Origin of the sequence: Methyloversatilis sp. (assembly GCF_051861465.1) — a bacterium.
Lineage (GTDB): Bacteria > Pseudomonadota > Gammaproteobacteria > Burkholderiales > Rhodocyclaceae > Methyloversatilis.
The window spans coordinates 109,840-132,298 of the sequence record NZ_JBHYCQ010000004.1 but is presented as its reverse complement, the minus strand read 5'-3'; the positions used below and the strand labels follow the sequence as shown (position 1 = coordinate 132,298).

Genomic DNA, 22,459 nt, shown 5'->3' with positions numbered 1-22,459 from the left:
CGATGAATCCTTCCACGCACAGTCTCGCCTCACACACCTTCCATGGCCTCGAAGCCGGACCGCGCCTGATCGTGCTCGGCGCGGTCCATGGCAACGAAATCGGCGGCACGCGCGGCATCGAGCGCGTGCTCGACGAGCTGGCGCGCGGCGACCTCGTCATCGTGCGCGGCACCGTCACCTTCGTGCCGATCACCAATCCGCTCGCCTGGACGCTGAAGCGGCGCGCCGGCGACCGCAATCTGAACCGCAACCTGCGTCCGGTTGCCGAGCCGCAGGACTACGAAGACCGCATCGCCAATGTGCTGTGTCCGCTGCTCGCCGCGCATGACGTGCTGCTCGACCTGCATTCCTTCCACACCGGCGGCGAACCGTTCGCGATGCTGGGGCCGCAGGACAACGACGGAATGCTCGAAGCCTTCTCGCACGCTACCGCCGAAGAGGCGCTGGCGCTGCGCCTCGGTGCGCGCCGTCTGGTGGAGGGCTGGCTCGACACCTACGCCACCGGCGTGCGCAGGCGACTGGCCCGCACCGCGCCCACCGAACGCGCCCACCTGTTGTCGACCGATCCGGACTACGGCATCGGCACCACCGAGTACATGCGCCGCATGGGCGGCTACGCAGTGACCCTGGAATGCGGCCAGCACGACGATCCGGCCGCGCCTGAATTCGCCTGGCGCGCCATCCGGAACACGCTGGCCCACCTGAAGCTGGTCGAAGCGCCCGCGCCAGCGGCGCGCGACAGCTTCGAACTGCTGCGCCTGACGGAAGTGATCGACCGGCTGCACCCGGACGATCAGTTCGCGCGCGCCTGGTGCAGCTTCGACCCGGTCAGCGCCGGCGACACGATCGGCACCCGCCATGACGGTACGCCGGTCATTGCGCCGCAGGACGGCTACATCGTGTTTCCGAATCCGACCTCGACACCGGGCAACGAGTGGTTCTATTTCGCGCAGCGCAGCACGCGGGTGCTGCACCGGAACTGAGCTAGAAGCGCCAGCGCAGGCTGGCGTAGCCATTGCGTTCCGGCATCGGGTAGTAGGTTTCCGAAAAGGCGATGGTCGAATACACCTTGTCGAACACATTGTTGATGCCGGCCGCCAGTTGCGCGCCGCCGCCCAGATCGAGGCGCAGCGCAAGATCGAACACCGTGTAGGACGGCAGTTCGGCGAAGCTGCGATTGTCGAGGTCGTTGCCGTCGAAGCGCCGACCGGCGTAGCGCGCCGCGACGATCCAGCGCAGCGACGGCGTCTGCAGCCACTCCGCACGCGCATTCGCGGTCCAGCGCGGCACCAGCGGAATGTCGGCGTCGGTGCCCTTGAAGCGTGGCTGCACATACCCGGCGTTGGCAGCGAACAGCCAGGCGGCCGACGGCTGCCAGCGCGTTTCCAGCTCGACGCCAGTGCGTTGGGTCGGCAGGTCGTAATTGCGGTTCACGCTCGGCACGCCGGTGCTGTCGAAGTAGATTTCATCCTGATTGCGCAGTCGGAACAGCGTCAGCCCGAACGAAAGTCTGTCGTCGGGCTGCACACGCACGCCGGCTTCGATCGTGCGGCCGCGCTGCGCGCGCAGATCTGACGACGCCAGCGCCAGTTCGTCGATGTTCGGGGTGCGGAAGTTGTGCGACACGCTGGCAAAGGCGACCAGCGCCTTCACCGGCTGCCAGCTCACCCCGAGCTCCGCAGCATGGCTTTTCGTGCTCGACGCGTAACGGCTGTCCGCTTCGAAGCCGGTGACGCAACTGCCCGGAATTTCCACCGGAATGAAGCCCAGGCCCGGAACGAACACGTTCTGGAACTGGCAGGTGCGACGGTAGGTGGCCGCTTCTGTGCGGCTTTTCGTGTCATCGCTGCGCCAGCCGGCGTTCAGGCGCAGCGCATCGGTCGCGCGGAACACCGTCTCGGCATACCAGGCCTGACCGTTCAGGTCGCCGGTACGCAGCCTTGACTGGTCGATCACGGTGCGGCCGACGTCGCGCCGCAGATAGTCGGACGATTGCGTGACAAAGCCGGCACCGAAAGAGTGGATGCGACCGAAGGCGCTGTAGTCGAGGTCGTAGCGCAACTGCACGTCGCGCCGCGTCGATTCGATCCTGTATTGCTGATCGCTCAGCGGCTGTGCCGGATTGACGCCGATCAGGTACGGATTGTCGCGCGTACGGTGGTCGGTCTGGAATTCGACCAGACCGAAATCGCCCAGATCGAAGCGCCACAGCGTGCCGAACTTGCGGTCGTCGGTACTGCCGCCGTCCAGCGGCGACGCGGTGCTCGACCGACGCAGCGCCGCACTGCTGGACAGGAAGCGTTCGCGCGACACCGGACCGGGCAGCTTGTATTCATCGGTGTGGCGCGACACGCGCAGCAGCACGTCCATGAAGGACAACGCGCCGTCAGGTGTGATGCGCAGTTCGGCTGCAGTATCGCGTCGGCGCTGTTCGTCGTTGTCCCGGTAGCCGTTGCCGTCGAGCCGCCCGACATCGATGCGGCCGGACAGGGGCCCCGCACCGCCGGACGCGCTGAAGCGCAGTTCCTGCGTGTCGTACGAAGCGGTGCGCGCCTCGAATTCGCCCTTCAGCGGCCCGCTGCGCGGACGCCTTGTCAGCACATGGATGATGCCGCCCACAGCACCGTCACCGTAGCGCACCGCACCGCCACCGCGCAGCACTTCGATGCGTTCGATCTGGGACAAGGCGACCGACGACAGGTCGGCGCCGGACAGATCCGATGCATTCAGCCTGACGCCATCGACCAGCACCAGCACATTGCTGACCGCCGTGGCGCCGAATCCGCGCATGTCGACGGTGGCGCCCTTGTCGCGGCCGAAATAGCTCTGGATGTTGAGGTTGGCTTCGCGACCCAGCACTTCGGCCACGGTGCGCGACGGCGAATGTTCGATGTCTTCGGTGGTGATGACGGACACGCTGTGCGGCACCACACGCAGCGTGTCGGCTGCCGACGGGGCACTGACGAGGACTTCGTCGAGCTCGTGCACACGCGGCGCCGAAGCCTGTGCAAGGACCAGGCCGGGCAACACGGTCAGCAACAGCAAAAGGCGGAAGCGATGCATCAATGCGCATCACCCGCACACCGCGGAGGGCGTGCGGGTGACTCCGGGTCGATCAGCCGCGACGGCGGCGCGCGACCGCGCCGACCAGCGCCAGACCGGCCAGCAGCAGCGCGATCTGCTCCGGCTCCGGGACTGCGGTGACGGTCAGATTGTCGAGTGCGAAATAGGCCGGCGTGTTGATGCCGAATTCACCGCTGTCGCTCGAAACCAGCGCGAACTGCAGGCTGCTGACCGTGCCGAGCGCCGCGAGATCGACCCAGCGCCAGTCGGTCACCACGTAGTCCTGCGTGTTGTCGGCGAACCGGTAGTCGGCCAGCATGAAGTCGACGCTGCCGGTCGTCGCACCGAAACCGTCCTTGCCGATGATGGTCAGCTTCAGGTAGTCGGGGTCATTGCCGCTGGCGCCGCCGAACTTCTTCGAAAAACCGAACAGGGTGTCGCCGTCGAGCATGGTCCGGCCGGCAAACGTCGTGTTGGTGAAGTACGCACCCTGCACACTGACGGCCGACGCAAAGCTGATCGTCGGCGCGCCGAAGTTGGCGATGGCGTAATGGGCCGATCCGTCGACGCCGCCGCCGGTGATTGCGCTGTGCTGATTGGTGAAGTTGCCGGTCGTCGTGTCGGTGCGGTTCGAATACACCCAGTCGACATGGCAGCAGCCGCCACCGAAGTCCGAGTAGGTGTGGTTGAAGGTGGCGGCTCCGCTGACGAATGTGGTCGTCACTTGCGGGAAGAAGTGGCTTTCGGACGCCAGCGGCGCGTCTTCGAACGTGGCAACCGAGGACGTCGCTGCGTGTGCGCCATGGCTGGCTGCCAGTGCGCCCAGCGCGAAGGCAAGAAGTGTCTTGTTCATGTCAGTGATCTTTCGTGGTGAGCGGGAGCGGCATCAGCCGCGACGGCGGGCGACCAGACCGAGCAGGCCGAGTGCGGCGCAGTACATCGCCCACTGCGACGGCTCGGGCACGGCCGGCAGTGCCGCGTAGTGGATGACGCCGACCGCGTCGAGGTCGAAGCCGCTGCTGCCGGTGGTCGGATACGGGTCGTAGATCGGGTGCGGGCCGCCGAATTCGGCCGGGAAGCTGTCGAAGGTCGAGCCATTGCCGACGACGTCGATCAGGCGCACGTACTGCACCTTGTTCACATCCAGCCCGGCGACGCCGCTCAGCACATCGAGATCGAACGGCGTACCGAAGCCGGCGCGGTACTTGCCGGCCAGACCGTCGATATTGGTCGGGTCGATCAGGCCGAAGCCGCCGACCGGGCTGGCCGTGAACGAGAAGTTCGGAAAGCGGAAGAAATCGGTGCCGTTGGACGACACCTCGACGAAGGCCAGTTCCAGGAAGGTGTCCATGAAGCCGTTTTCGAACACCGCGAAATCGGCGCCGGCGCCGTTCGTGATGTAGCCGTCGAAGGTGAGCGTGATGCGGCCGCCGTCACCGAGCACGACGATGTCGGTCGCACCGCCCAGGGCAACGCCAAGACCTTTTTCCGGCGTTTTCCACGTCGCATCGACGTTGGGACCGGGCTGATAGTCGAGATAGCCGGTCGCCCACTGGACGAAAGCCGGACTGTCCTTGCTGATGGCGGTCGATCCCGTCTGACCGGCGGCCGGCGCGAAAGGGCCGGCCTGTGCGGAGCCGGCGAATGCCAGCCCGATGAGGGATGTGAGAAGAATGGTACGCATGCAGACCTCCTTGCAGCGCCGGCAGCACCCGCCGGCGAATTGCGGAAATCCGATGATCTGAAACGAACGGGAAGCGACGCACGACCTGCGCGGAACAGCGACCGGGCAACGGAAATACGCACCTCCGCCGCCCACCGCAGCCATCGGTCAAATGCGTCAGGCCGGTCTCCGGGCTCGCGAGGGAAATGTGCGATCCGCCTTCCCATGCATGGCGCACAGTGGCTGATTGGATCGCTACGACTCGCTTACCGTTGCGGGGGCAGCGCCGGGATCGCGACCTGATTGCAGGCACTCACCGGACTTCCCGTTTCACCCCTCGCAGCGAACGCTGGTCAGGGCACCTGAAGCACGCGCAGGGTAGCCGTCAGCCTCACCTGTCGTCAATGACAATACTTGATGCAGGGTCAAAAAAAACCGGGGCACTCGGCCCCGGTTTCAAACTAACGATTGACGGATCAAGCCGTTACCATTTTCGCCTGACCGCCGCCGTAGGTCGTCAGTCGGGTCGGCGTCCCGCCCTTCTTCAGGCGCACCGCGCAGTACTTGAACTCCGGAATCTTGCCGAACGGGTCCAGCGCCGGATTGGTCAGCATGTTGGCGGCGGCTTCGTAATACGCGAACGGGATGAACACGGCACCGACCGGCACATTGCCATCGACGCGCGCGTACAACGCGATCTTGCCGCGGCGCGATTCGACCGTCACCACCTCGCCCGGCCGCAACTTCAGCTTCGCCATGTCGGCCGGGTTGATCGTGACCGTGGCGATCGGCTCGATGTTGTCGAGCACCGACGCCCGGCGCGTCATCGAGCCGGTATGCCAGTGTTCCAGCTGCCGGCCGGTGATCAGCACCATCGGGAAATCGGCATCCGGCTTTTCGTTGGCGCTGATCAGCTTGGCGGGTACCAGCTTGGCGCGACCGGACTGGGTCGGGAAGCGTTCGATGAACACCACCTCATCGCCCGGGTCGCCCTCGTTCTCGCACGGGTAGGTGACCGAGTGCTCCGCCTCCAGACGCTCCCACGTGATGCCGGCGATCGAATGCATTGCCTTGCGCATTTCGTTGAACACGTCCTTCGCGCCGTCGTAGTGCCAGTCCAGCCCCATGCCGATGGCCATCTGCTCGATGATCCACAGGTCCTGCCGCGCATCGCCCGGCGGATTGATCGCCTGACGACCCAGTTGCACCTGGCGGTCGGTGTTGGTGAAGGTGCCGGTCTTTTCCGGGAAGGCCGACGCCGGCAGCACGACATCGGCGAAATAGGCGGTTTCGGTCAGGAAGATGTCCTGCACGACCAGGCAGTCGAGCTTGGCCAGCGCATCGCGGGCGTGCTCGACGTCCGGATCGGACATGGCCGGGTTCTCACCCATGATGTAGCAGCCGTTGAGCTTGCCGGCATGGATGGCGTCCATGATTTCAACCACGGTCAAGCCGGGGTTGGCATCGAGGCGGCTGCCCCACAGTTCTTCGAACTTGTCGCGGATGGTCTTGTTGCCGACCGCCTGGTAGTCCGGGAACACCATCGGGATGAGACCGGCGTCGGACGCGCCCTGCACGTTGTTCTGGCCGCGCAGCGGATGCAGGCCGGTGCCGCGGCGACCGATCTGGCCGGTCATCATGACCATCGAAATCAGACAGCGTGCATTGTCGGTGCCGTGCACGTGCTGCGACACGCCCATGCCCCACAGGATCATCGACGCCTTCGAGGTCGCGAACATGCGTGCCACCTCGCGCAGCGTTTCGGCCGGAATGCCGCAGATCTTGGCCATGCGTTCCGGACTGAAATCGGCCACGTTCTTCTTCAGCGCCTCGAAACCCGACGTGCGATCACGTACGAAGGCTTCGTCGACCAGACCTTCCTCGATGATGACGTGCATCATCGCGTTCAGCATGGCCACGTCGGTGTCCGGCTTGAACTGCAGGAAGTGCGTGGCGTAGCGCTGCAGGTCGTTGCGGCGCGGATCGCACACGATGAGGCGCGCGCCCTGCTTGACCGCGTTCTTGATCCAGGTCGCGCCGACCGGGTGGTTGACCAGCGGATTGGCGCCGATCAGGAAGATCACGTCCGAGTGCAGCACATCGCGCACCGGGTTCGATACCGCGCCCGAACCGACCGCTTCGAGCAGCGCAGCAACCGACGAGGCATGACACAGGCGCGTGCAGTGATCGACGTTGTTCGTGCCGAAGCCGGTGCGGATCAACTTCTGGAACAGATAGGCCTCTTCGTTCGAGCCCTTGGCCGAACCGAAACCGGCCAGTGCGTTCGGGCCCTTGGTGTCGCGAATGGTGCGCAGCCGGCTGGTTGCGTACTCGATCGCCTCTTCCCAGCTGGCTTCGCGGAACGCCGACAGCGGATTGGACGGATCGACGACGAAATTCTTGTGCTTCGGCGCATCGGCGCGACGGATCAGCGGCTTCGTGAGCCGCTGCGGGTGACGCGCGTAGTCGAAGCCGAAGCGGCCCTTGACGCACAGGCGCTCTTCGTTGGCCGGACCGTCGCGGCCGGTCACCATCAGCACGCGGTCGTCCTTGACGTGATAGGTCAGCTGGCAGCCGACGCCGCAGTACGGGCAGACGGAATCGACGGTCTTGTCCATCTTCACCATGCCGACACCGCCGGCCGGCATCAGCGCGCCGGTCGGGCAGGCCTGCACGCATTCACCGCAGGCCACGCAGGTCGACGCGCCCATCGGGTCGTCCTGATCGAACACGATCTTCGACGCCGAACCGCGGAAGGCATAGCCGATCACGTCATTGCCCTGCTCTTCGCGACAGGCGCGCACGCAGCGGTTGCACTGGATGCAGGCGTCGAGGTTCACGCTCATCGCCGGATGCGACTGGTCGCATGCGGGCTGATCGCGGCCTTCGAAGCGCGAGCCGGTCACGCCGAGCTTGTCCGCCCAGTGCGCCAGTTCGGAATCGGGCTTGTAGGTCTGGTCCGGCATGTCCGACAGCAGCAGTTCGACCACCATCTTCTGTGCCTTGACGGCCCGCTCCGATTCGGCCTTCACATTCATGCCGGGCGTCGGTGCGCGGCAGCAGCTCGGCGCGAGCACGCGTTCGCCGTCGATCTCGACCACGCAGGCGCGGCAGTTGCCGTCCGGACGGTAGCCGTCCTTGTAGCAAAGATGGGGGATGTCCACACCCTGGCGGGCGGCCGCCTGCAGGATGGTTTCGCCGACACGGGCTGTCATCGACTGACCGTCCAGCGTGAATTCGATCGATTGCGCGATCACCGAAGCATCAATGGGTGCATTCATTTGGGTTGCCGTCCCTTCACTTGATTTCGTCAGGGAAATACTTGATCACGCAGCGCACCGGATTCGGTGCCGCCTGCCCGAGGCCGCAGATCGACGCGTCCACCATGGTCTGTGACAGCTCCTCGACCAGATCGGTGTCCCACACCGGGGCCTCCATCAGCGTGTTCATCTTGGCCGTACCGACACGGCAGGGCGTGCACTGTCCGCACGACTCGTGTTCAAAGAAATGCATCATGTTGCGCGCCGCATCGGTCGCGCGGTCGTGGTCGGACAGGATGATGACCGCCGCCGAGCCGATGAAGCAGCCGTAGGGCTGCAGGGTGTCGAAGTCGAGCGGGATGTCGCCCAGACTGGCCGGCAGGATGCCGCCGGACGCGCCGCCCGGCAGATAGCCGTACAGGGTGTGACCCGGCAGCATGCCGCCGCAGTATTCGTCGATCAGTTCGCGCACCGAAATGCCGGCCGGCGCCAGATGCACGCCTGGCTTCTTCACCCGGCCCGACACCGAGAACGAACGCAGTCCCTTGCGGCCGTTGCGGCCGTGGCCGGCGAACCATTCCGCGCCCTTCTCCACGATGTCGCGGATCCAGAACACGGTTTCCATATTGTGTTCCAGCGTCGGGTGACCGAACAGGCCGACCTGGGCGACGTAGGGCGGACGCAGGCGCGGCATGCCGCGCTTGCCTTCGATCGATTCGATCATCGCCGACTCTTCGCCGCAGATGTAGGCACCCGCGCCGCGGCGCAGGTGGATCGGCGGCAGCGCACAGGGCGGATCGGCCAGCAGCTTCTTCAGCTCCTTCTGCAGGATGTCGCGCACATGCGCGTATTCGTCGCGCAGATAGACGTACACCTCGCCGATGCCGACGCAGTACGCAGCGATCAGCATGCCTTCGAGGAAGCGGTGCGGATCGCGTTCGAGGTACCAGCGATCCTTGAAGGTACCGGGTTCGCCCTCGTCGATATTGATTGCCATCAGCCGCGGTGCGGCCTCCGCACGCACGATGCGCCACTTGCGGCCGGCCGGGAATCCGGCGCCGCCCAGACCGCGCAGGCCGGAGTGCTCCATCGCCTGAATGACCGACTCGACATCGCGACGGCCTTCCACCAGATCGCGGAACAGCTGGTAACCACCGGCTTTCAGATAAGCCTTGTAGCCGACGTAACGGGGCAGCGGATGGGTCGATTCATTCGCCTTCACGGCGGCCTTCACGTCCGCTTCGGTGGCGCCGCCGAGCGCGTTCTGGCCGACCACGACGACCGGTGCCTGTTCGCAGCGGCCGACACAGGGTGCCGGAATGACGCGTACTTTGGTGCCCAGGATGCCCGGCAGCTTCTTCAGCAGGTCGTCCGCTCCGGCCATCTTGCAGGACAGCGTGTCGCACACCCGGACGGTCAGTTCGGCCGGCGCACCCTCGCCTTCGCGCAACACGTCGAAGTGGTGATAGAACGTCGCGACTTCGTATACCTCCGCCTGCGACATCTTCAGTTCGGCCGCCAGTGCTGCGAGATGGCGCGCATGCACCGCGCGGTAGGTGTCCTGCAGCAGGTGCAGGCATTCGATCAGCAGATCCGGGCGGCGCGGCATGCGACCGAGCAGCGCCTGCACCTCTTCGACGGCCACCGGGTCGAGCGCGCGCCCCTTGGGCGTGGGCTTGACCATGCGACGCATCTGCTCAAGCGGTATGGAAAACGGTTCCGACATGTAGGCTCATCCTCATCGATCAATTCTGTTGTGTAGGGCGCGGCGCCGGGCCGCATCCTGATTCACGCCTGACTTCACTGCGGGCCGAAGGCACGGGCTTCCCGGTGCAGATAGGCGAAATGCACGTTGCGGCGGTGCCACAGGGCATAGCCGTGCCAGTCGCGGAATTCCGCCAGTTCGACCTGGTCCAGCGCCTCCTCGAGCGTCGCGCCGCCAACAAACAGCGCATCCACGCGCTCGACCAGTTGCTGCAGATAACGGCGCGGCGCGTCGAGAACTTCACGTCCGCCCGGCGCGCCATGCGCCGGCACGACCTGCCGCGCGCCCAGCGCGATCAGCGCATCGAGCGCAGCGACCCAACCGGTTTCGCTCGCGTTGTACAGATCGGGCAGATAGTGCGTCGCCGCCAGTTCGCCCGCGAACAGCGTGCCGCTTGCGTCGTCCAGCAGCGCGGTTGCGCCGGGCTGGAAGCTGTGTCCGTAGTGCAGCAATGTCAGCCTGCGGGAGACGCCGGTCAGCCGGCCTGAATGTTCGAAGGTCACGCTTGCGGGAGTGGGTTCGGTACCTGACATCATATTTTCGCCCAGCGCCGCCGTCAGGCGCTCGACACAGGTGTGGCAACTGGCCCGGATGAAGCGGTCTGTTTCAATATGCGCTGTAACCGGCACACCCCGTGACACAAACACGCGGTTGCCCAGCACATGGTCGCCGCCACCATAAAGATTGACCGCCGCGATGACCGGTTTGCCCAGCTCGCGTTCGACGAAGGCGAGCAGGTGCTGCGCAAAACGCTGACTGGTGCCGGTGCCGACCAGGATGAGCCCGCGTGCGTCGACCAGCACCCCGATGTGGGTCACGAAACCGGCGTTGTCCTGACTGACTTCGAACGAGGTCGGACGCAGCACATAGACGCCATCGGCCAGCGGGGTCAGGCGCAGTTCAGGCAGCGTTTGCGCGAGTGCGGACGCCGTGCCGGCCAGACATCCCGCGAAAATCACGATGACTGCACACAGCCATCGGGAAAGAATCCTGTGCAACTCGGGCGGCAAAACGGCGGTCTGCGTCGATGTGCTAGCCTTTTTGGCGTTGCCAGCCAGCGAGCCCCTGCGGTTCATCAAAAACAAATGAGGAGATCCGGTTTGAAATTTCATCGCTTCCACGTGACCGTCGCTGCGATCGGCGCGCTGCTGATGGGTGGCCCGGCTGCAGCCGCCAACGACTACCCGACCAGCTCGCGTGTCGAATTTGCGCTCGAATGCCTGCAGGCTTACGGCAGCAACCATGAGTACATCTACAAGTGTTCATGCCTGATCGACGAAATCGCGACCAAGCTGACACACGACGAGTACGTCGAGCTGTCGAGCTTCAGCCGCACCCAGTCGATGAGCGGGGAGCGCGGTGGCGTGTTCCGCGGCACCGACGAAACCAAGGGCGCGGTGAAGAAGTACCTGGACGTCGTTGCGGAATCGAAGAAGCGCTGCTTCATCAAGTAATCGATACGCGCAGCGCGGCGGTGCGGCCTGCGCCGCACCGCTCAGGAGCCGCGCAGCCCCGGCTTGATCGCCACCGAACTTTCGAAACGCAGGTCCTTGGAATCGACGACCACCGCCTTGAGTTCGCCCTCCTTCGCCGGCAGCACGTAAAACCTGAAGTTCGGATTTTCGCTGATCGAGAAATCGACGTCTGCGGTCATGACCGGTTCGCCGCCGAAGGTGACCTCGACGCGGCGCACGAAATGCGGCGGTACGAACAGCCGGGTCATCTGATCCATGGCCAGCCCGGAGCTGTTCGGGTGACTGATCATCAGTTGCGCAACGCTGGGCTGGCCGGCGGCGGCTTCTTCGACCTTGAATTTCATCTTGCCCAGCCGTGCCAGCGCCTCTTCCATGTCCTTGCCGGCAGGCGCCGAACAGCCGCCCGAAGCCTTTACGAAGCGGCGCGCGACATAGACCTTGCCGTCGCTCGTTTCGGCGATGGCGCGAACCCAGCTGTAGGCTTCGATGCGCACCCGCGTTTCGATGTCGGCCCGCCCGGCCAGCGGTGTGAAGGCGAACGTGCCACCGATCGGTGACGGGTTTTCGTCGATCACCAGATGCACCTTGCTGACGTAAACGCCACCCGGCAACTGCTTCGTGCGCACGGAGACCGGCACCACCGCCGCGTCTTCGGCACGCACCGGCGCGTCGATCTCCAGGACCGAGCCGGTCGTGTCCTCGATCACCGGGCGGTCGCCGACCAGCAAGGTGCGCACCTTGCCCCAGATCGGCGTATCCGAACCGTCTTCGGCCGCCTGCGCAACCGGCGCAAGCAAAACCAGGCACGCCGCCAGTACCGCCGTCCATCCGTTGTTGGGTTTCATCGTCTTCTCCTCGTGGTCATTCTGCAGCAGACCGCCTGCAGACGGTAATGCTGACATGCGTCACCCTTCATTCTTCCCACTCGAGTTCGGCAAACGCCGACGTCACATTGCGCCGGTGGAACAGATCGACAAGAGCCCAGTCTTTCGCGTCCCCCGGTTCGACTTCGCCAACCGTCTGCGACAGCGTCTTACCGGCTTTCAAGGCCCTGCGGGTTTGATCGACCAGCCCCTGCAGGTAGTTCCCCTGCTTTGCAAATGCTTCGCGCCATGCATCGCCGGCGTCACCATGACCGGGTACGACGCGCTGCACGTCCATCGCCGACAGCGTCGCGCCGACCTTGATCCAGCCCAGAATCTTGCCGTCCACCACCGGCAGGTGGCCGACAAAAAGCAGATCGCCGGCGAAAAGCGTGCCGGTTGCCTCGTCGAGCACGGTGAGATCGTTGTCGGTATGCGCCGTTGGCCAGGCGCGCAGCTTCAGCGTCCGGCCGCCGAGATCGAGTTCGTCTTCGTTTGCTACGGTGCGCGAGGACGGCACCAGTTGCAACCCCTTGCCGGCCACTCCCATCTGGCGTTCTGCTGCCGCCAGATAGTGGCTGCTGCGTGCCGCCAGCGCGGCTGGTAGCCGGGCATGACCGACGAACACCGGCTTGTCGTCAATGAAGGCCTGATTGCCCAGAATGTGGTCCGGATGCACGTGGGTGTTGATCACGTAACACACCGGCAGATCGGTCTTGCTGCGGATGCTGGCGCGCAGTGCCGCGCCGACCGCTGGCGAGCCACCGGTGTCGATGACCGCCACGCAGCGGCTGCCGACGACGAAGCCGAGGTTGGATATCGCACCCAGATTCCGGGCGTCCTGCTCGGCAATCTCGCCCTGGAACAGGAAGACGCCGGGCGCCACCTGCCGGACCTCAAGCGCCTCGAGGGCCTGCACACCAGCGGCCGCAAGCGCCAGCAGCACACCGATCAAACTGTGGATGCATGAGAGCCGCCAGCAAGGACTGTGTTTGCGCACAACAGCGTGCATCGTTAGCATTCGGTGTTGATCAGCTGCCCAGAATAACAAATCAGGATGCGGTGCTTCACCCCTCCGTTCTACTTGCTGCTGCCCTGTATCGCCCTCAGCGCATGTGCGGTGCAACAGGTGCCGCCCGCACCACTCGACCCGTTGGCACTCCAGACCGCGTTCCTTGGCCGTTCGCTGACCGACGACGCAACGCGCGAGTTTCTTGCGCAGCGCAGCATGAATGCATCGACCTGGCCGCCCGAACGCTGGACGCCCGAGCAACTGGTGCTGGCCGCGCTGCTGCAGCACCCGGCCGCTGCACAGGCGCGCGCGCGCGCGGCGCTTGCCCGCGCCCAGCTGACGACCGCCGGGCTGACGCCGCGCACGCTGCTGGCGCCGGAGACCGAACGCACCAATGAACGCGACGCCGGCCAGTCGGCCTGGAGTGTCGGGCTCGCTCTGGACCTCGCGCTGACCGGCGAATCGGTGCGTGAAGCGCGCGTCGAGCGTGCCCGCCTGCTGGCCGACGCGGCGCTGCTCGACGAAGCCGACGCCGCCTGGGCGGTCCGCAGTGGCGCCCAGCGCGCGCTCATCGAGTTGTGGTCGGCCAATGCCGAGCTGGCACTGCTCGACCGACTGGTCGTCACCACCCTGGACGCCCAGGCGGTGATGCAGAAGCGCTACGACCTCGGCGCCGCCGACGCGCTCGAACTGACGCAGACCCGCACCGCCGCGGCACAGGCCGAGTCGCGCTATGTGCTGGCCGAACAGCGGCAGATCCGCGCGCGCGGCGACCTGGCCCAGGCACTGGCGCTGCCGCTGCCTGCCCTCGACGCACTGCGCATCGATTACACCGCCTTCGACGAGCCGGTTGCGGTGCCGGCGATGGAGGCGCTGCGGGCGAACGCCACGCTCGACCGCATCGACCTGCGCCGTGCGCTGGCGCAGCATTCCGCAGCCGAAGCGGCGCTGACGGTTGAACTGCGCGCGCAGTACCCGGAAATTCGCATCAAGCCCGGTCTGCTGTGGGACCAGGGCGCCACGGTGTGGAGCCTGGGCGCCGCATTGCCGCTGTTCGCGGCGCAGCGTCAGGCCGGGCCGATCGCCGAAGCGGTCGCGCGGCGCGATATGGCGGCGCAGGATTTTCTGGCGCTGCAGTCGCAGGCGCTGGTCGCACTCGAACACGCGCGCACCCGCGTGAAGGCGGCCGAACTGGACATCGATGGCGCCGAAGCCGAGCACGATGAAGCCCGCCTGCAACTGACGCGCACCGAGCAACGCTACGCGCGCGGCGACGCCGACCGGCTGGATCGTCTGCTGGCGCGCATCCGCGTGCTCGAAGCCGACATCCGGCTGCTGTATGCACGGCAACGCACCCTTGCCTCGCGCCTGGCACTCGAGGACGCGGTACAGCGCCCGCTGTCTTCGCTGACGGGCCCCACGGAGACGACACCATGAACCGCATCACCCCCCAGCAACTGCTGTTCGCGATGGGCCTGCTGCTGATCGCCCTCGTCTGGGCCGTGGTGTATTACGCGCGCGACGAGTGGAAGCTGTACGGCGATCAGCCCGACGACGACATCGAGGTGCCGTCGCTGGTTGAGCGGAATCGGGACGGCCTGACCAGCGTACGCCTGACCGCCGCCGCGCAGACAGCGAGCGGCATCGAACTCGGCCAGCCGCTGGCCGTGCGGGCCGGCACCGAACACGAGGCGCAGGCCGCAGTGCTCGACCTCGAGCCGCTGTTCGCGCTGCGTGGGCAGTTGCACGAAGCGCGCGCCGACATCGCACGCCTGGCCGCCCAGCTTGCCCGCGCCGAAACCGAACGCGATCGGGTTCAGGCGCTGTTCAACGATGACCGCAATGTATCGGAGCGGACGCTGCAGACCGCACGCAGCCAGGTCGAGCAGGACCGCGCCGCGCTGGCCGCTGCGCGCGCCCGTGCCGACGGCCTGCATGCGCGGCTGGTGCAGGGCTGGGGACCATTGGCCGGACCGGCCTCGGGCGAAGCGCCGGATGAGCTGGAGCGGTTGGCCGACCGGCGAAACTCGCTGGTCGCCGTCGCGCTACGCGGCTCGGGCGAGGCGCCGCCGCTGATGCTGCTGCGCCTGCCGGACGGCAACGATGCCATCGAGGCGCGCCGCATCGGGCCTGCGCCTCGCAGCCTCGCCCAGGCAGCCGGCGAGACCTGGCTGTACAAATCCGAGCGCGTACTGCCGACCGGCACCCGCCTGGCGGCACGCGGCGTCACCGGCGAGACCATGCTGTCGCTGGTGCCCAACAGCGCCGTCGTCTGGTATGCCGGCCTGCCCTGGGTGTATGTGCGCGACGATGACGAACCGGAGGAATTCACCCGTCAGGCGCTGCCCGCCGAATCGCAGCGTCCGGACGGCTGGCTCGCACCGGAGCTGGAAGATGACGCCCGCGTGGTGACGCGCGGCGCGCAGCTGCTGCTGTCCGAAGAGCTGAAGCACACGCTGGCGGACGAGAACGATGACTGATCCGGCACCTTCGCGACCGGGCCGCGGCCGGATGTTGGGGTTCGCTGGCTCACCCCAACCTACGAAAGCAGCTCGACACTGCATCCCTGCCAGCCGCCTGCGCCCCGCAGGTTGCGGTGCGCGCAGCGATGCCCGACACCACCCCGCACATCGGGACCACCGCAGCCCAACCGGTTCGAGCAAGCGTCACCCCGTAGGTTGGGGTGAGCGCAGCGATGCCCGGCACGGACCACAAGCCACCCTGCCCGCCCCAATGCAGGCGGCCTGTCGCATGGGCCGAATCCGATGATCGAAGCCATCGTCCGCTTTTCGGTGCGGCGGCCCGGCATTGTGCTGGCGCTGTCGCTGGTGCTCGTGCTGTACGCCATCAGCCGCATGTTCGACGCCCGGCTCGACGTGTTTCCCGAGTTCGCACCGGCGCAGGTCGTGATCCAGACCGAAGCCCCCGGCCTGCCGGCCGACCTGGTCGAAACACGGGTCACGACGCCGATCGAATCGGCCGTTTCAGGGACGCGCGGGATCAAGGAATTGCGCTCGCAGTCGATTCCCGGTCTGTCCGTGGTCACGGTCATCTTCGACGAAAAATCCGACCTGTTCCGCAACCGGCAACTGGTATCGGAGCGGCTCGGCACGTTGGGGTCGCTGCTGCCGGCCGGCGTGACGCCGGTCATCACGCCGCTGACCTCTTCGGCCAGCACCCTGCTCGGCATCGGCATCACGTCGGCAGAGCGCTCGCAGATGGACATGCGCTATCTGGTCGACTCGGTCGTTCGGCCGCACCTGCTGGCGGTGCCGGGCGTGGCGGACGTGAATGTGTTCGGTGGTGAAGTGAGGCAGTGGCAGATCCAGCTCGACCCGGCGCGACTGCGCACTTTGGGCGTGACGTTCGCCGATGTGGAGCTGGCGGCGCGCGGCGCGGCTTCGGTCGCCGGTGCAGGTTTCGTCGAGAACGACAACCAGCGATTGCTGATTGCGATCGACGCCACGCCGGCGTCGGCGCGCAGTCTGGAACAGCTCACCGTCACGCTGCCGGACGGACGTTCGCTCGCGCTGGGCGACGTCGGACGAGTGCGCGAAGCGCCGGGCCCGGCGATCAGTGCGGCGCAGATCAACGGCACACCCGGTGTGTTCATGATGGTGCAGGGCCAGCTCGGCGCCGACACCCTCGGCGTCACGCTGGACCTGGAGAAATCGCTGGCGGAGCTGGCACCGCTGTTCGAACGCGAACAGGTCACGCTGCACCCGGCGCTGTTCCGGCCGGCCAACTTCATCCAGACGGCGCTCGGCAATGTGCGGGCCGACGTGATGATCGGTGCCACGCTGGTGGTGATCGTGCTGTTCGTGTTCCTGTACAACCTGCGCACCGCGTTCATTTCGGCCGTCGCCATTCCGCTGTCGCTGCTGGCGGCGGTACTGGTCATGCTGGAGGCGGGCGCCAGCCTGAACATCATGGTGCTGGGCGGGCTTGCGATCGCCCTCGGCGAGGTGGTGGACGACGCCATCATCGACTGCGAAAACATCTATCGCCGGCTGCGCGAAAACCGTCACCTGGGCTCGCCGGTGGCTGCGTGGAAGGTGGTGCTCGACGCGTCGATGGAGGTGCGCAGTTCGGTGGTGTACGCCACCTTCATCGTTGCGCTGGTGTTCGTGCCGCTGCTGACGCTGTCCGGCGTCGCCGGCAAGCTGTTCGCGCCGCTGGGTCTGGCCTACATCCTGGCCATCCTCGCGTCGCTGGTCGTGGCGCTGACGGTCACGCCGGCGATGAGCTTCCTGATGCTGGGCAATCGCGAGCTACCCGACGAAGACCCACCGCTGGTGCGTTGGTTGCGACCGCGTTACGAGCGGACGCTGCGCGCCATCGAACGTCGGCCGCACGGGCTGATCGCCGGCGTCATGCTGGCGCTGGCCGGCGGGCTGGGGGTGCTGCCGCTGTTCGGTGGCGAATTCATTCCGCCGCTGCGCGAAGGTCACTACATCGTTCATCTGTCGACCATTCCGGGCACCGCACCCGGCGAGGTGCTGCGGGTCGGCCAGCGGGTGACCGAAAAGGTGCTGCAGATCGACGGCGTGAAGTCGGTGGCGCAGTGGGTCGGGCGGGCGCAGAACGGGTTCGACCCCTTCGGCCCGCACTACAGCGAGGTCGAGATCGAAATCGGTCCACTCGACGGCGCGACCCAGGAACGCATCCTCGCCGACATCCGGCGCACGGTGACGGGCGACGACGGCGACGAAGATCGCTCGGACGAAGAAGCCGCGGAATCGGTCGGATTCCCCGGCCTCGCGTTCTCGGTCAACACCTTCCTGACCGAACGCATCGGCGAGACCGAATCGGGTTTTCCGGCGACGCTGGTGGTGCAGGTGTTCGGCACCAATCTCGACCGGCTGGATGCCGACGCCAGCGCCGTTGCGCAGGCGCTCGCGAAGGTCAGGGGGGCGACCGACGTGCAGGTGCTGGCGCCGCCCGGCACGCCGGAAATCATCGTCCGGCCGCGCCTGGACAAGCTCGCGGTCTGGCGCCTGTCGCCGGAAGACGTGCTGTCGGCGACCAGCACCGCCTTTGCCGGTCGCAAGGTGAGCGAGGTCTATCGCGGTACGCTGGCGACACCGCTGGTCGTGGCGCTGGATCCGGACCACCGCCGCTCGCCGAACGAGATCGGCCGTCTGCCGCTGCGCACGCCGGATGGCCGGCTGGTCGAACTGCGCGACGTGGCCGACATCAGCGTCGAGAACGGTCGCTACAAGATCCTGCACTCGGGTGGCAAGCGGGTGCAGACCATCACGGCGAATCTGGCCAGCGGCCAAGATCTGGGCGCGTTCAGCGAGGCCGTCCGGCGCACCTTGCGCGAAGACGTGAAACTGAACGCCGGCAGTTACTACACGGTGACCGGTGCCGCCGAAGCGCAGGCACAGGCGCGACGCGAACTGGTCACGCATTCGGCGCTCGCCGCCGCTGCCATTGCCATCATGTTGATGCTGGCGTTTTCGAGTTCGCGCAATCTCGTGATCACCTTCGTGAACCTGCCGTTCGCGCTCATCGGCGGTGTGCTGGCGGCGCTGGCCGGTGGCGGCTGGCTGTCTCTGGGTTCCGTGGTCGGCTTCGTCACGCTGTTCGGCATCACCCTGCGCAACTCCATCATGCTGGTGTCGCACTTCCAGCACCTGGTGGAGCGGGAAGGTCATCCGTGGAATCTGGACACCGCCATACTCGGCGCGTCGCAACGCCTCCCTTCAATCCTGATGACCGCACTGGTGACCGGTCTCGGCCTGATGCCCCTGGTCCTGGGCTCGGGCGAACCCGGTCGGGAGATCGAAGGGCCGATGGCCGCCATCATCGTCGGCGGCCTGACGACCTCGACGATACTGAACCTGCTGGTACTGCCGACGCTTTTGCTGCACTACGGCCGCTTCGCCAAAACGCCGCAGGACAGCTGAATTCAGGCGCGCGGCGAACGACGCGAAGCGGCAATCCCGATCAGGCCGAGGCCGGCGAGCATCAGCGTAAAGGCTTCCGGCTCGGGCACGACGCCGGTGACGAACTGAGCGCTCAGAAAGGCGCCCTGGGAAACGGGCTGGTCGGTCCAGGAAAATTCAGCGAACGTCGGTCCGACAGTCACTTTGACATTGCTGAGGATCGTGATCAGCACAACATCCTTCAGCACGATCGACGGGCCGAATTCGAGGCCCGACAGCTTCAGGGTCATTTGCTCCCGCGCTTCTCCGCAACTGCGGATGCCGCAGAAGTCGCGCGGCGACCCCAGTGAGAACCCCGAGTCGGAATAGTCGAACGGCAACATGCCACCGACCAGACTGCCCTCTACGCCAGCGCCGACGACGGCCGAGAACCGACCGTAATCAGCCGTTTCGGCGCGCAGGGCAGTAGAGACGATGTCGCCGTTGAGTCCGGCTGCCGCCGGAAAGGAAAGCACGGCGCCGAGCGCCGCCACGCCAAACAGGGTGGGAAATTTCATTGAGTACCTCGCATCGCGATCCGCAGTAACGCCGCGGCAATTCAGAAGGAAGGAATATCCGCCTGAACGGATGCAAGCAGAGATCAAGCCAAGTGAGGAAAAAAATAACAAAACCGCGTCGAATCAATCACCTCTCGGATGCCTCCAACCCGCCTCCCGGGCCAACGTCACCCGGCCTGGTGCAAATGTAAAAAGCGTCGACACAATCCAGGTGCGCCAAGGTCTGTTCTCATCTGATTCGCACATGACGCGTGCCGTCAGTGCGCCCTGCGGGTTTCCCCTGGGCGACGGGTCGCACGAATCAGACCAGAACAGACGCCAGGGCGACAAGACCCTGGATGTCCGTCACCGGACGGCGATGCACACCCCGTCACACACCACCTTCTGGCCGCTGCGGATCTTCGCCGTCTTGCGGGTTTCGTTTTGCCCGTCCACCTGCACATCGCCCCGTGCCACCCGCACTTTCCCTTCGCCGCCACTGCTGGCGAGGCCGGCGAGCTTCAGCAGGTCGCACAGTGCGACGTATTCTCCGGTCAGCTTGAAATCAACGGTTTGCATGGTCATCCTTCAGTAGACACTCAGCCGGTCGACCGCCCGCGCAATGACAGCTTCCGTCTTGGCGAAGCAGAAGCGGATCAGCCGCGCATCGTGGCCGTCGTGGTGAAAGGCCGACACCGGGATCGCCGCGACACCGGCTTCGCGCATGAGGCGACGTACGAAGGACTGATCCGGTTCGTCGCTGATGGCGCGATACGACGCCAGCTGGAAGTAGGTGCCCGCGCACTCCGGCAGTTCGAAGCGCGAGCCGGCCAGACCGGCGCGGAAGGCATCGCGCTTGCCCTGATAGAAACGGCCCAGTTCAAGGTAGCGCGATGGCTCGGCCATGTAATCGGCCAACCCGAGCTGGCAGGGTGTGTTCACCGCGAACACGTTGAACTGGTGCACGCGGCGGAATTCTGCGCTCAGTGCGGGGGGCGCGCAGACGAAACCGACCTTCCAGCCGGTCACATGGAAGGTCTTGCCGAAGCTCGACACCAGCACCGTACGCGCCGCCAGTTCCGGCAGCCGCGCGGCACTGGCGTGTTCGCGTCCGTCGAACACGATGTGCTCATACACCTCGTCCGAAATCACCACGATATCGCGGCTGTCGCACAGTCGGGCAAGTGCGCGCTGATCGTCCATCGACCACGCGGCCCCCGTTGGATTGTGCGGCGTATTGGTGATGATGAGCCGGGTGCGCGGCGTGATGCAGCGCGCCACTACCTCCCAGTCGGGCAGGAAATGCGGCGCTTCGAGGCGCACGAACACCGGCGTGGCGCCGGCCAGCCGGATGCCCGGCAGATAGCTGTCAAATGCCGGCTCGAACACGATGACTTCGTCGCCCGGCCCGGCGAAAGCCGTGATCGCCGTATAGACCGCCTGGGTTGCACCGGCGGTGATCGTGATCTCCTGTTCGGCGTCATAGTCGGCGCCATACACCGCGCGCATCTTCTGGGCCACGGCCTCGCGCAGCGCCAACTGGCCGGACATCGGGGAATACTGGTTGCCGCCTGCCCGCATGTGCGACGCCACGGCATCGAACAGTGGCGGATCGGCACTGAAGTCGGGAAAGCCCTGTGCAAGATTGATCGCGCCGCAGGCCTGCGCCTCGCGCGAAATGACGGTGAATATCGTTGTGCCGACGTCGGGCAGTTTCGACGTCAGATGGCCGGAGAAGTCCTGCATGTCGGATGTCTGTGTCGCGAATCGACGGATTATGCTTGAAGCCCCGCCCATCCCGATCCGACATGAACGACACGCCCAGCCCGTTGCGCCTCGACGGCAACCGCCTCTACATCCTCGACCAGACGCTGCTGCCCTTTGCCAAGCAGGAAGTGGGCCTTGAAACCGCCGCGCAGGCGGCCCGCGCCATCGCGACCATGCAGGTCCGCGGCGCACCACTGATCGGCGCCATCGGTGCCTTCGGTCTGGCGCTTGCGCTGCGTAAAGCGGCCGACGATGGCGCGCTCGACGAGGCCGTACGCGCCCTCGCGGCAACCCGCCCGACCGCGGTCAATCTTGCGTGGGCACTGCATCGCATCGCCACGCATGTGCGGCCGCTGCCGCCGGCCGCACGCGCCAGTGCCGCCTGGCGCGAGGCCCTCGCAATCTGCGACGAGGACCGCGCCGCCAACCGGCGCATCGGCGAACTGACGCTCGAACTGATGCAGGCAATCACGCCCCGGTCCGGCCGGCTGAACCTGATGACCCACTGCAACGCGGGCTGGCTCGCCACGACAGGCTGGGGCACGGCGCTGGCCGGCGTCTATCTCGCACACGCCGCCGGCGTCGACCTGCACGTATGGGTCTCGGAAACCCGGCCGCGCAACCAGGGCCTGCTGACCGCCTGGGAGTTGGCAGGCGCTGGTGTGCCGCATACCGTCATCGCCGACAACGCCGCAGGCCAGCTGATGCGCGCGGGTCAGGTCGACGCGGTCATCATCGGCGCCGACCGCATCGCCGCCAACGGCGACGTTGCCAACAAGGTCGGCAGCTATCTGAAAGCGCTGGCGGCACGCGACACCGGGCTTCCGTTCTGGGTTGCGGCGCCGTGGTCGACGGTCGATGAAGGTTGCGCCAGTGGCGCAGCGATACCGATAGAAGCGCGCCATGGCGACGAACTGCGCGTGCTGCGCGGCGACGCCGGCAGCGTCCGCCAGCTCGATCCGCACAGCCCGGTCGAGAATCCGGCATTCGACATCACGCCGGCGCCGCTCGTGACGGCACTCATCACCGAGCGCGGCATCGTCGATCCTGTCGCCGGGATGCATTTCCCAGGCAACACGCTGCTGAATGATCCACAGAACCTAAAGTGAATTCTAGGAGCGTGAAACCCACGACGACAAAGCCTCTCCGCGATGTTGCATCGCG

General features: G+C 66.1%; 17 protein-coding genes and 1 riboswitch. Of the genes, 6 read left to right on the top strand and 11 right to left on the bottom strand.

All coding sequences use genetic code 11. The features are described 5' to 3' along the window. Positions 1–2: 2 nt before the first annotated feature. A complete protein-coding gene (locus ACTIFF_RS07065; RefSeq protein ID WP_439536198.1) occupies positions 3–983 on the top strand; it encodes a succinylglutamate desuccinylase in 981 nt (326 codons plus the stop codon). A 1-nt stretch (position 984) separates the two neighbouring features. Here ACTIFF_RS07065 and ACTIFF_RS07060 read toward each other — a convergent pair whose 3' ends face one another. The 6 genes from ACTIFF_RS07060 to ACTIFF_RS07035 all read right to left on the bottom strand — a co-directional run bounded on the left by ACTIFF_RS07060 (position 985) and on the right by ACTIFF_RS07035 (position 10,710). Beyond that, positions 985–3,063 (bottom strand): TonB-dependent receptor, encoded by a 2,079-nt coding sequence (locus tag ACTIFF_RS07060; RefSeq protein ID WP_439536197.1) that lies wholly within the window; start codon positions 3,061–3,063, stop codon positions 985–987. A gap of 52 nt (positions 3,064–3,115) precedes the next feature. Further along, on the bottom strand, positions 3,116–3,916 hold the full coding sequence (locus ACTIFF_RS07055) for a DUF4465 domain-containing protein (RefSeq protein ID WP_439536196.1): 801 nt from the start codon (positions 3,914–3,916) through the stop codon (positions 3,116–3,118). A gap of 33 nt (positions 3,917–3,949) precedes the next feature. Then, positions 3,950–4,747 (bottom strand): PEP-CTERM sorting domain-containing protein, encoded by a 798-nt coding sequence (locus ACTIFF_RS07050; RefSeq protein WP_439536195.1) that lies wholly within the window; start codon positions 4,745–4,747, stop codon positions 3,950–3,952. Positions 4,748–4,889: 142 nt separating this feature from the next. After that, a riboswitch (cobalamin riboswitch) is annotated at positions 4,890–5,107 on the bottom strand. A 95-nt stretch (positions 5,108–5,202) separates the two neighbouring features. After that, positions 5,203–8,007 carry a formate dehydrogenase subunit alpha gene (gene fdhF / locus ACTIFF_RS07045; RefSeq protein WP_439536194.1) on the bottom strand — a complete coding sequence of 935 codons (2,805 nt, stop codon included), beginning with the start codon at positions 8,005–8,007 and terminating at the stop codon, positions 5,203–5,205. 16 nt (positions 8,008–8,023) lie between these two features. Beyond that, on the bottom strand, positions 8,024–9,712 hold the full coding sequence (locus ACTIFF_RS07040; protein ID WP_439536193.1) for an NAD(P)H-dependent oxidoreductase subunit E: 1,689 nt from the start codon (positions 9,710–9,712) through the stop codon (positions 8,024–8,026). A 74-nt stretch (positions 9,713–9,786) separates the two neighbouring features. Continuing rightward, a complete protein-coding gene (locus ACTIFF_RS07035) occupies positions 9,787–10,710 on the bottom strand; it encodes an MBL fold metallo-hydrolase (protein WP_439536192.1) in 924 nt (307 codons plus the stop codon). 141 nt (positions 10,711–10,851) lie between these two features. On the opposite strand from ACTIFF_RS07035, the gene ACTIFF_RS07030 reads away from it, so the two are divergent. After that, positions 10,852–11,205: a hypothetical protein gene (locus tag ACTIFF_RS07030; protein WP_439536191.1), complete on the top strand. Its 354-nt coding sequence runs from the start codon at positions 10,852–10,854 to the stop codon at positions 11,203–11,205. 41 nt (positions 11,206–11,246) lie between these two features. Here ACTIFF_RS07030 and ACTIFF_RS07025 read toward each other — a convergent pair whose 3' ends face one another. After that, entirely contained in the window at positions 11,247–12,071 is an 825-nt protein-coding gene (locus ACTIFF_RS07025) for a quinoprotein dehydrogenase-associated SoxYZ-like carrier (protein WP_439536372.1), read from the bottom strand. 67 nt (positions 12,072–12,138) lie between these two features. Beyond that, positions 12,139–13,215: a quinoprotein relay system zinc metallohydrolase 2 gene (locus ACTIFF_RS07020; protein WP_439536190.1), complete on the bottom strand. Its 1,077-nt coding sequence runs from the start codon at positions 13,213–13,215 to the stop codon at positions 12,139–12,141. Positions 13,216–13,242: 27 nt separating this feature from the next. Here ACTIFF_RS07020 and ACTIFF_RS07015 point away from each other — a divergent pair, with 27 nt between their 5' ends. The 3 genes from ACTIFF_RS07015 to ACTIFF_RS07005 all read left to right on the top strand — a co-directional run bounded on the left by ACTIFF_RS07015 (position 13,243) and on the right by ACTIFF_RS07005 (position 19,013). Beyond that, positions 13,243–14,538: a TolC family protein gene (locus tag ACTIFF_RS07015; RefSeq protein ID WP_439536189.1), complete on the top strand. Its 1,296-nt coding sequence runs from the start codon at positions 13,243–13,245 to the stop codon at positions 14,536–14,538. Then, on the top strand, positions 14,535–15,581 hold the full coding sequence (locus tag ACTIFF_RS07010; RefSeq protein ID WP_439536188.1) for a hypothetical protein: 1,047 nt from the start codon (positions 14,535–14,537) through the stop codon (positions 15,579–15,581). Before ACTIFF_RS07015 ends, ACTIFF_RS07010 begins: the two co-directional genes overlap by 4 nt. 285 nt (positions 15,582–15,866) lie before the next feature. Further along, complete coding sequence (locus ACTIFF_RS07005; RefSeq protein WP_439536187.1) at positions 15,867–19,013, top strand: efflux RND transporter permease subunit; 3,147 nt, start codon at positions 15,867–15,869, stop codon at positions 19,011–19,013. A 2-nt stretch (positions 19,014–19,015) separates the two neighbouring features. Here the strand turns inward: ACTIFF_RS07005 and ACTIFF_RS07000 are convergent, their stop codons facing one another. The 3 genes from ACTIFF_RS07000 to ACTIFF_RS06990 all read right to left on the bottom strand — a co-directional run bounded on the left by ACTIFF_RS07000 (position 19,016) and on the right by ACTIFF_RS06990 (position 21,274). Then, complete coding sequence (locus tag ACTIFF_RS07000; protein ID WP_439536186.1) at positions 19,016–19,549, bottom strand: PEP-CTERM sorting domain-containing protein; 534 nt, start codon at positions 19,547–19,549, stop codon at positions 19,016–19,018. Positions 19,550–19,894: 345 nt separating this feature from the next. Continuing rightward, a complete protein-coding gene (locus tag ACTIFF_RS06995) occupies positions 19,895–20,107 on the bottom strand; it encodes an RNA-binding S4 domain-containing protein (protein WP_439536371.1) in 213 nt (70 codons plus the stop codon). A 9-nt stretch (positions 20,108–20,116) separates the two neighbouring features. Beyond that, positions 20,117–21,274: a methionine aminotransferase gene (locus ACTIFF_RS06990; protein WP_439536185.1), complete on the bottom strand. Its 1,158-nt coding sequence runs from the start codon at positions 21,272–21,274 to the stop codon at positions 20,117–20,119. Positions 21,275–21,336: 62 nt separating this feature from the next. Here ACTIFF_RS06990 and mtnA point away from each other — a divergent pair, with 62 nt between their 5' ends. After that, positions 21,337–22,404, top strand: a complete 1,068-nt coding sequence (mtnA, locus tag ACTIFF_RS06985; RefSeq protein WP_439536184.1) for an S-methyl-5-thioribose-1-phosphate isomerase — start codon at positions 21,337–21,339, stop codon at positions 22,402–22,404. Positions 22,405–22,459: the final 55 nt, after the last annotated feature.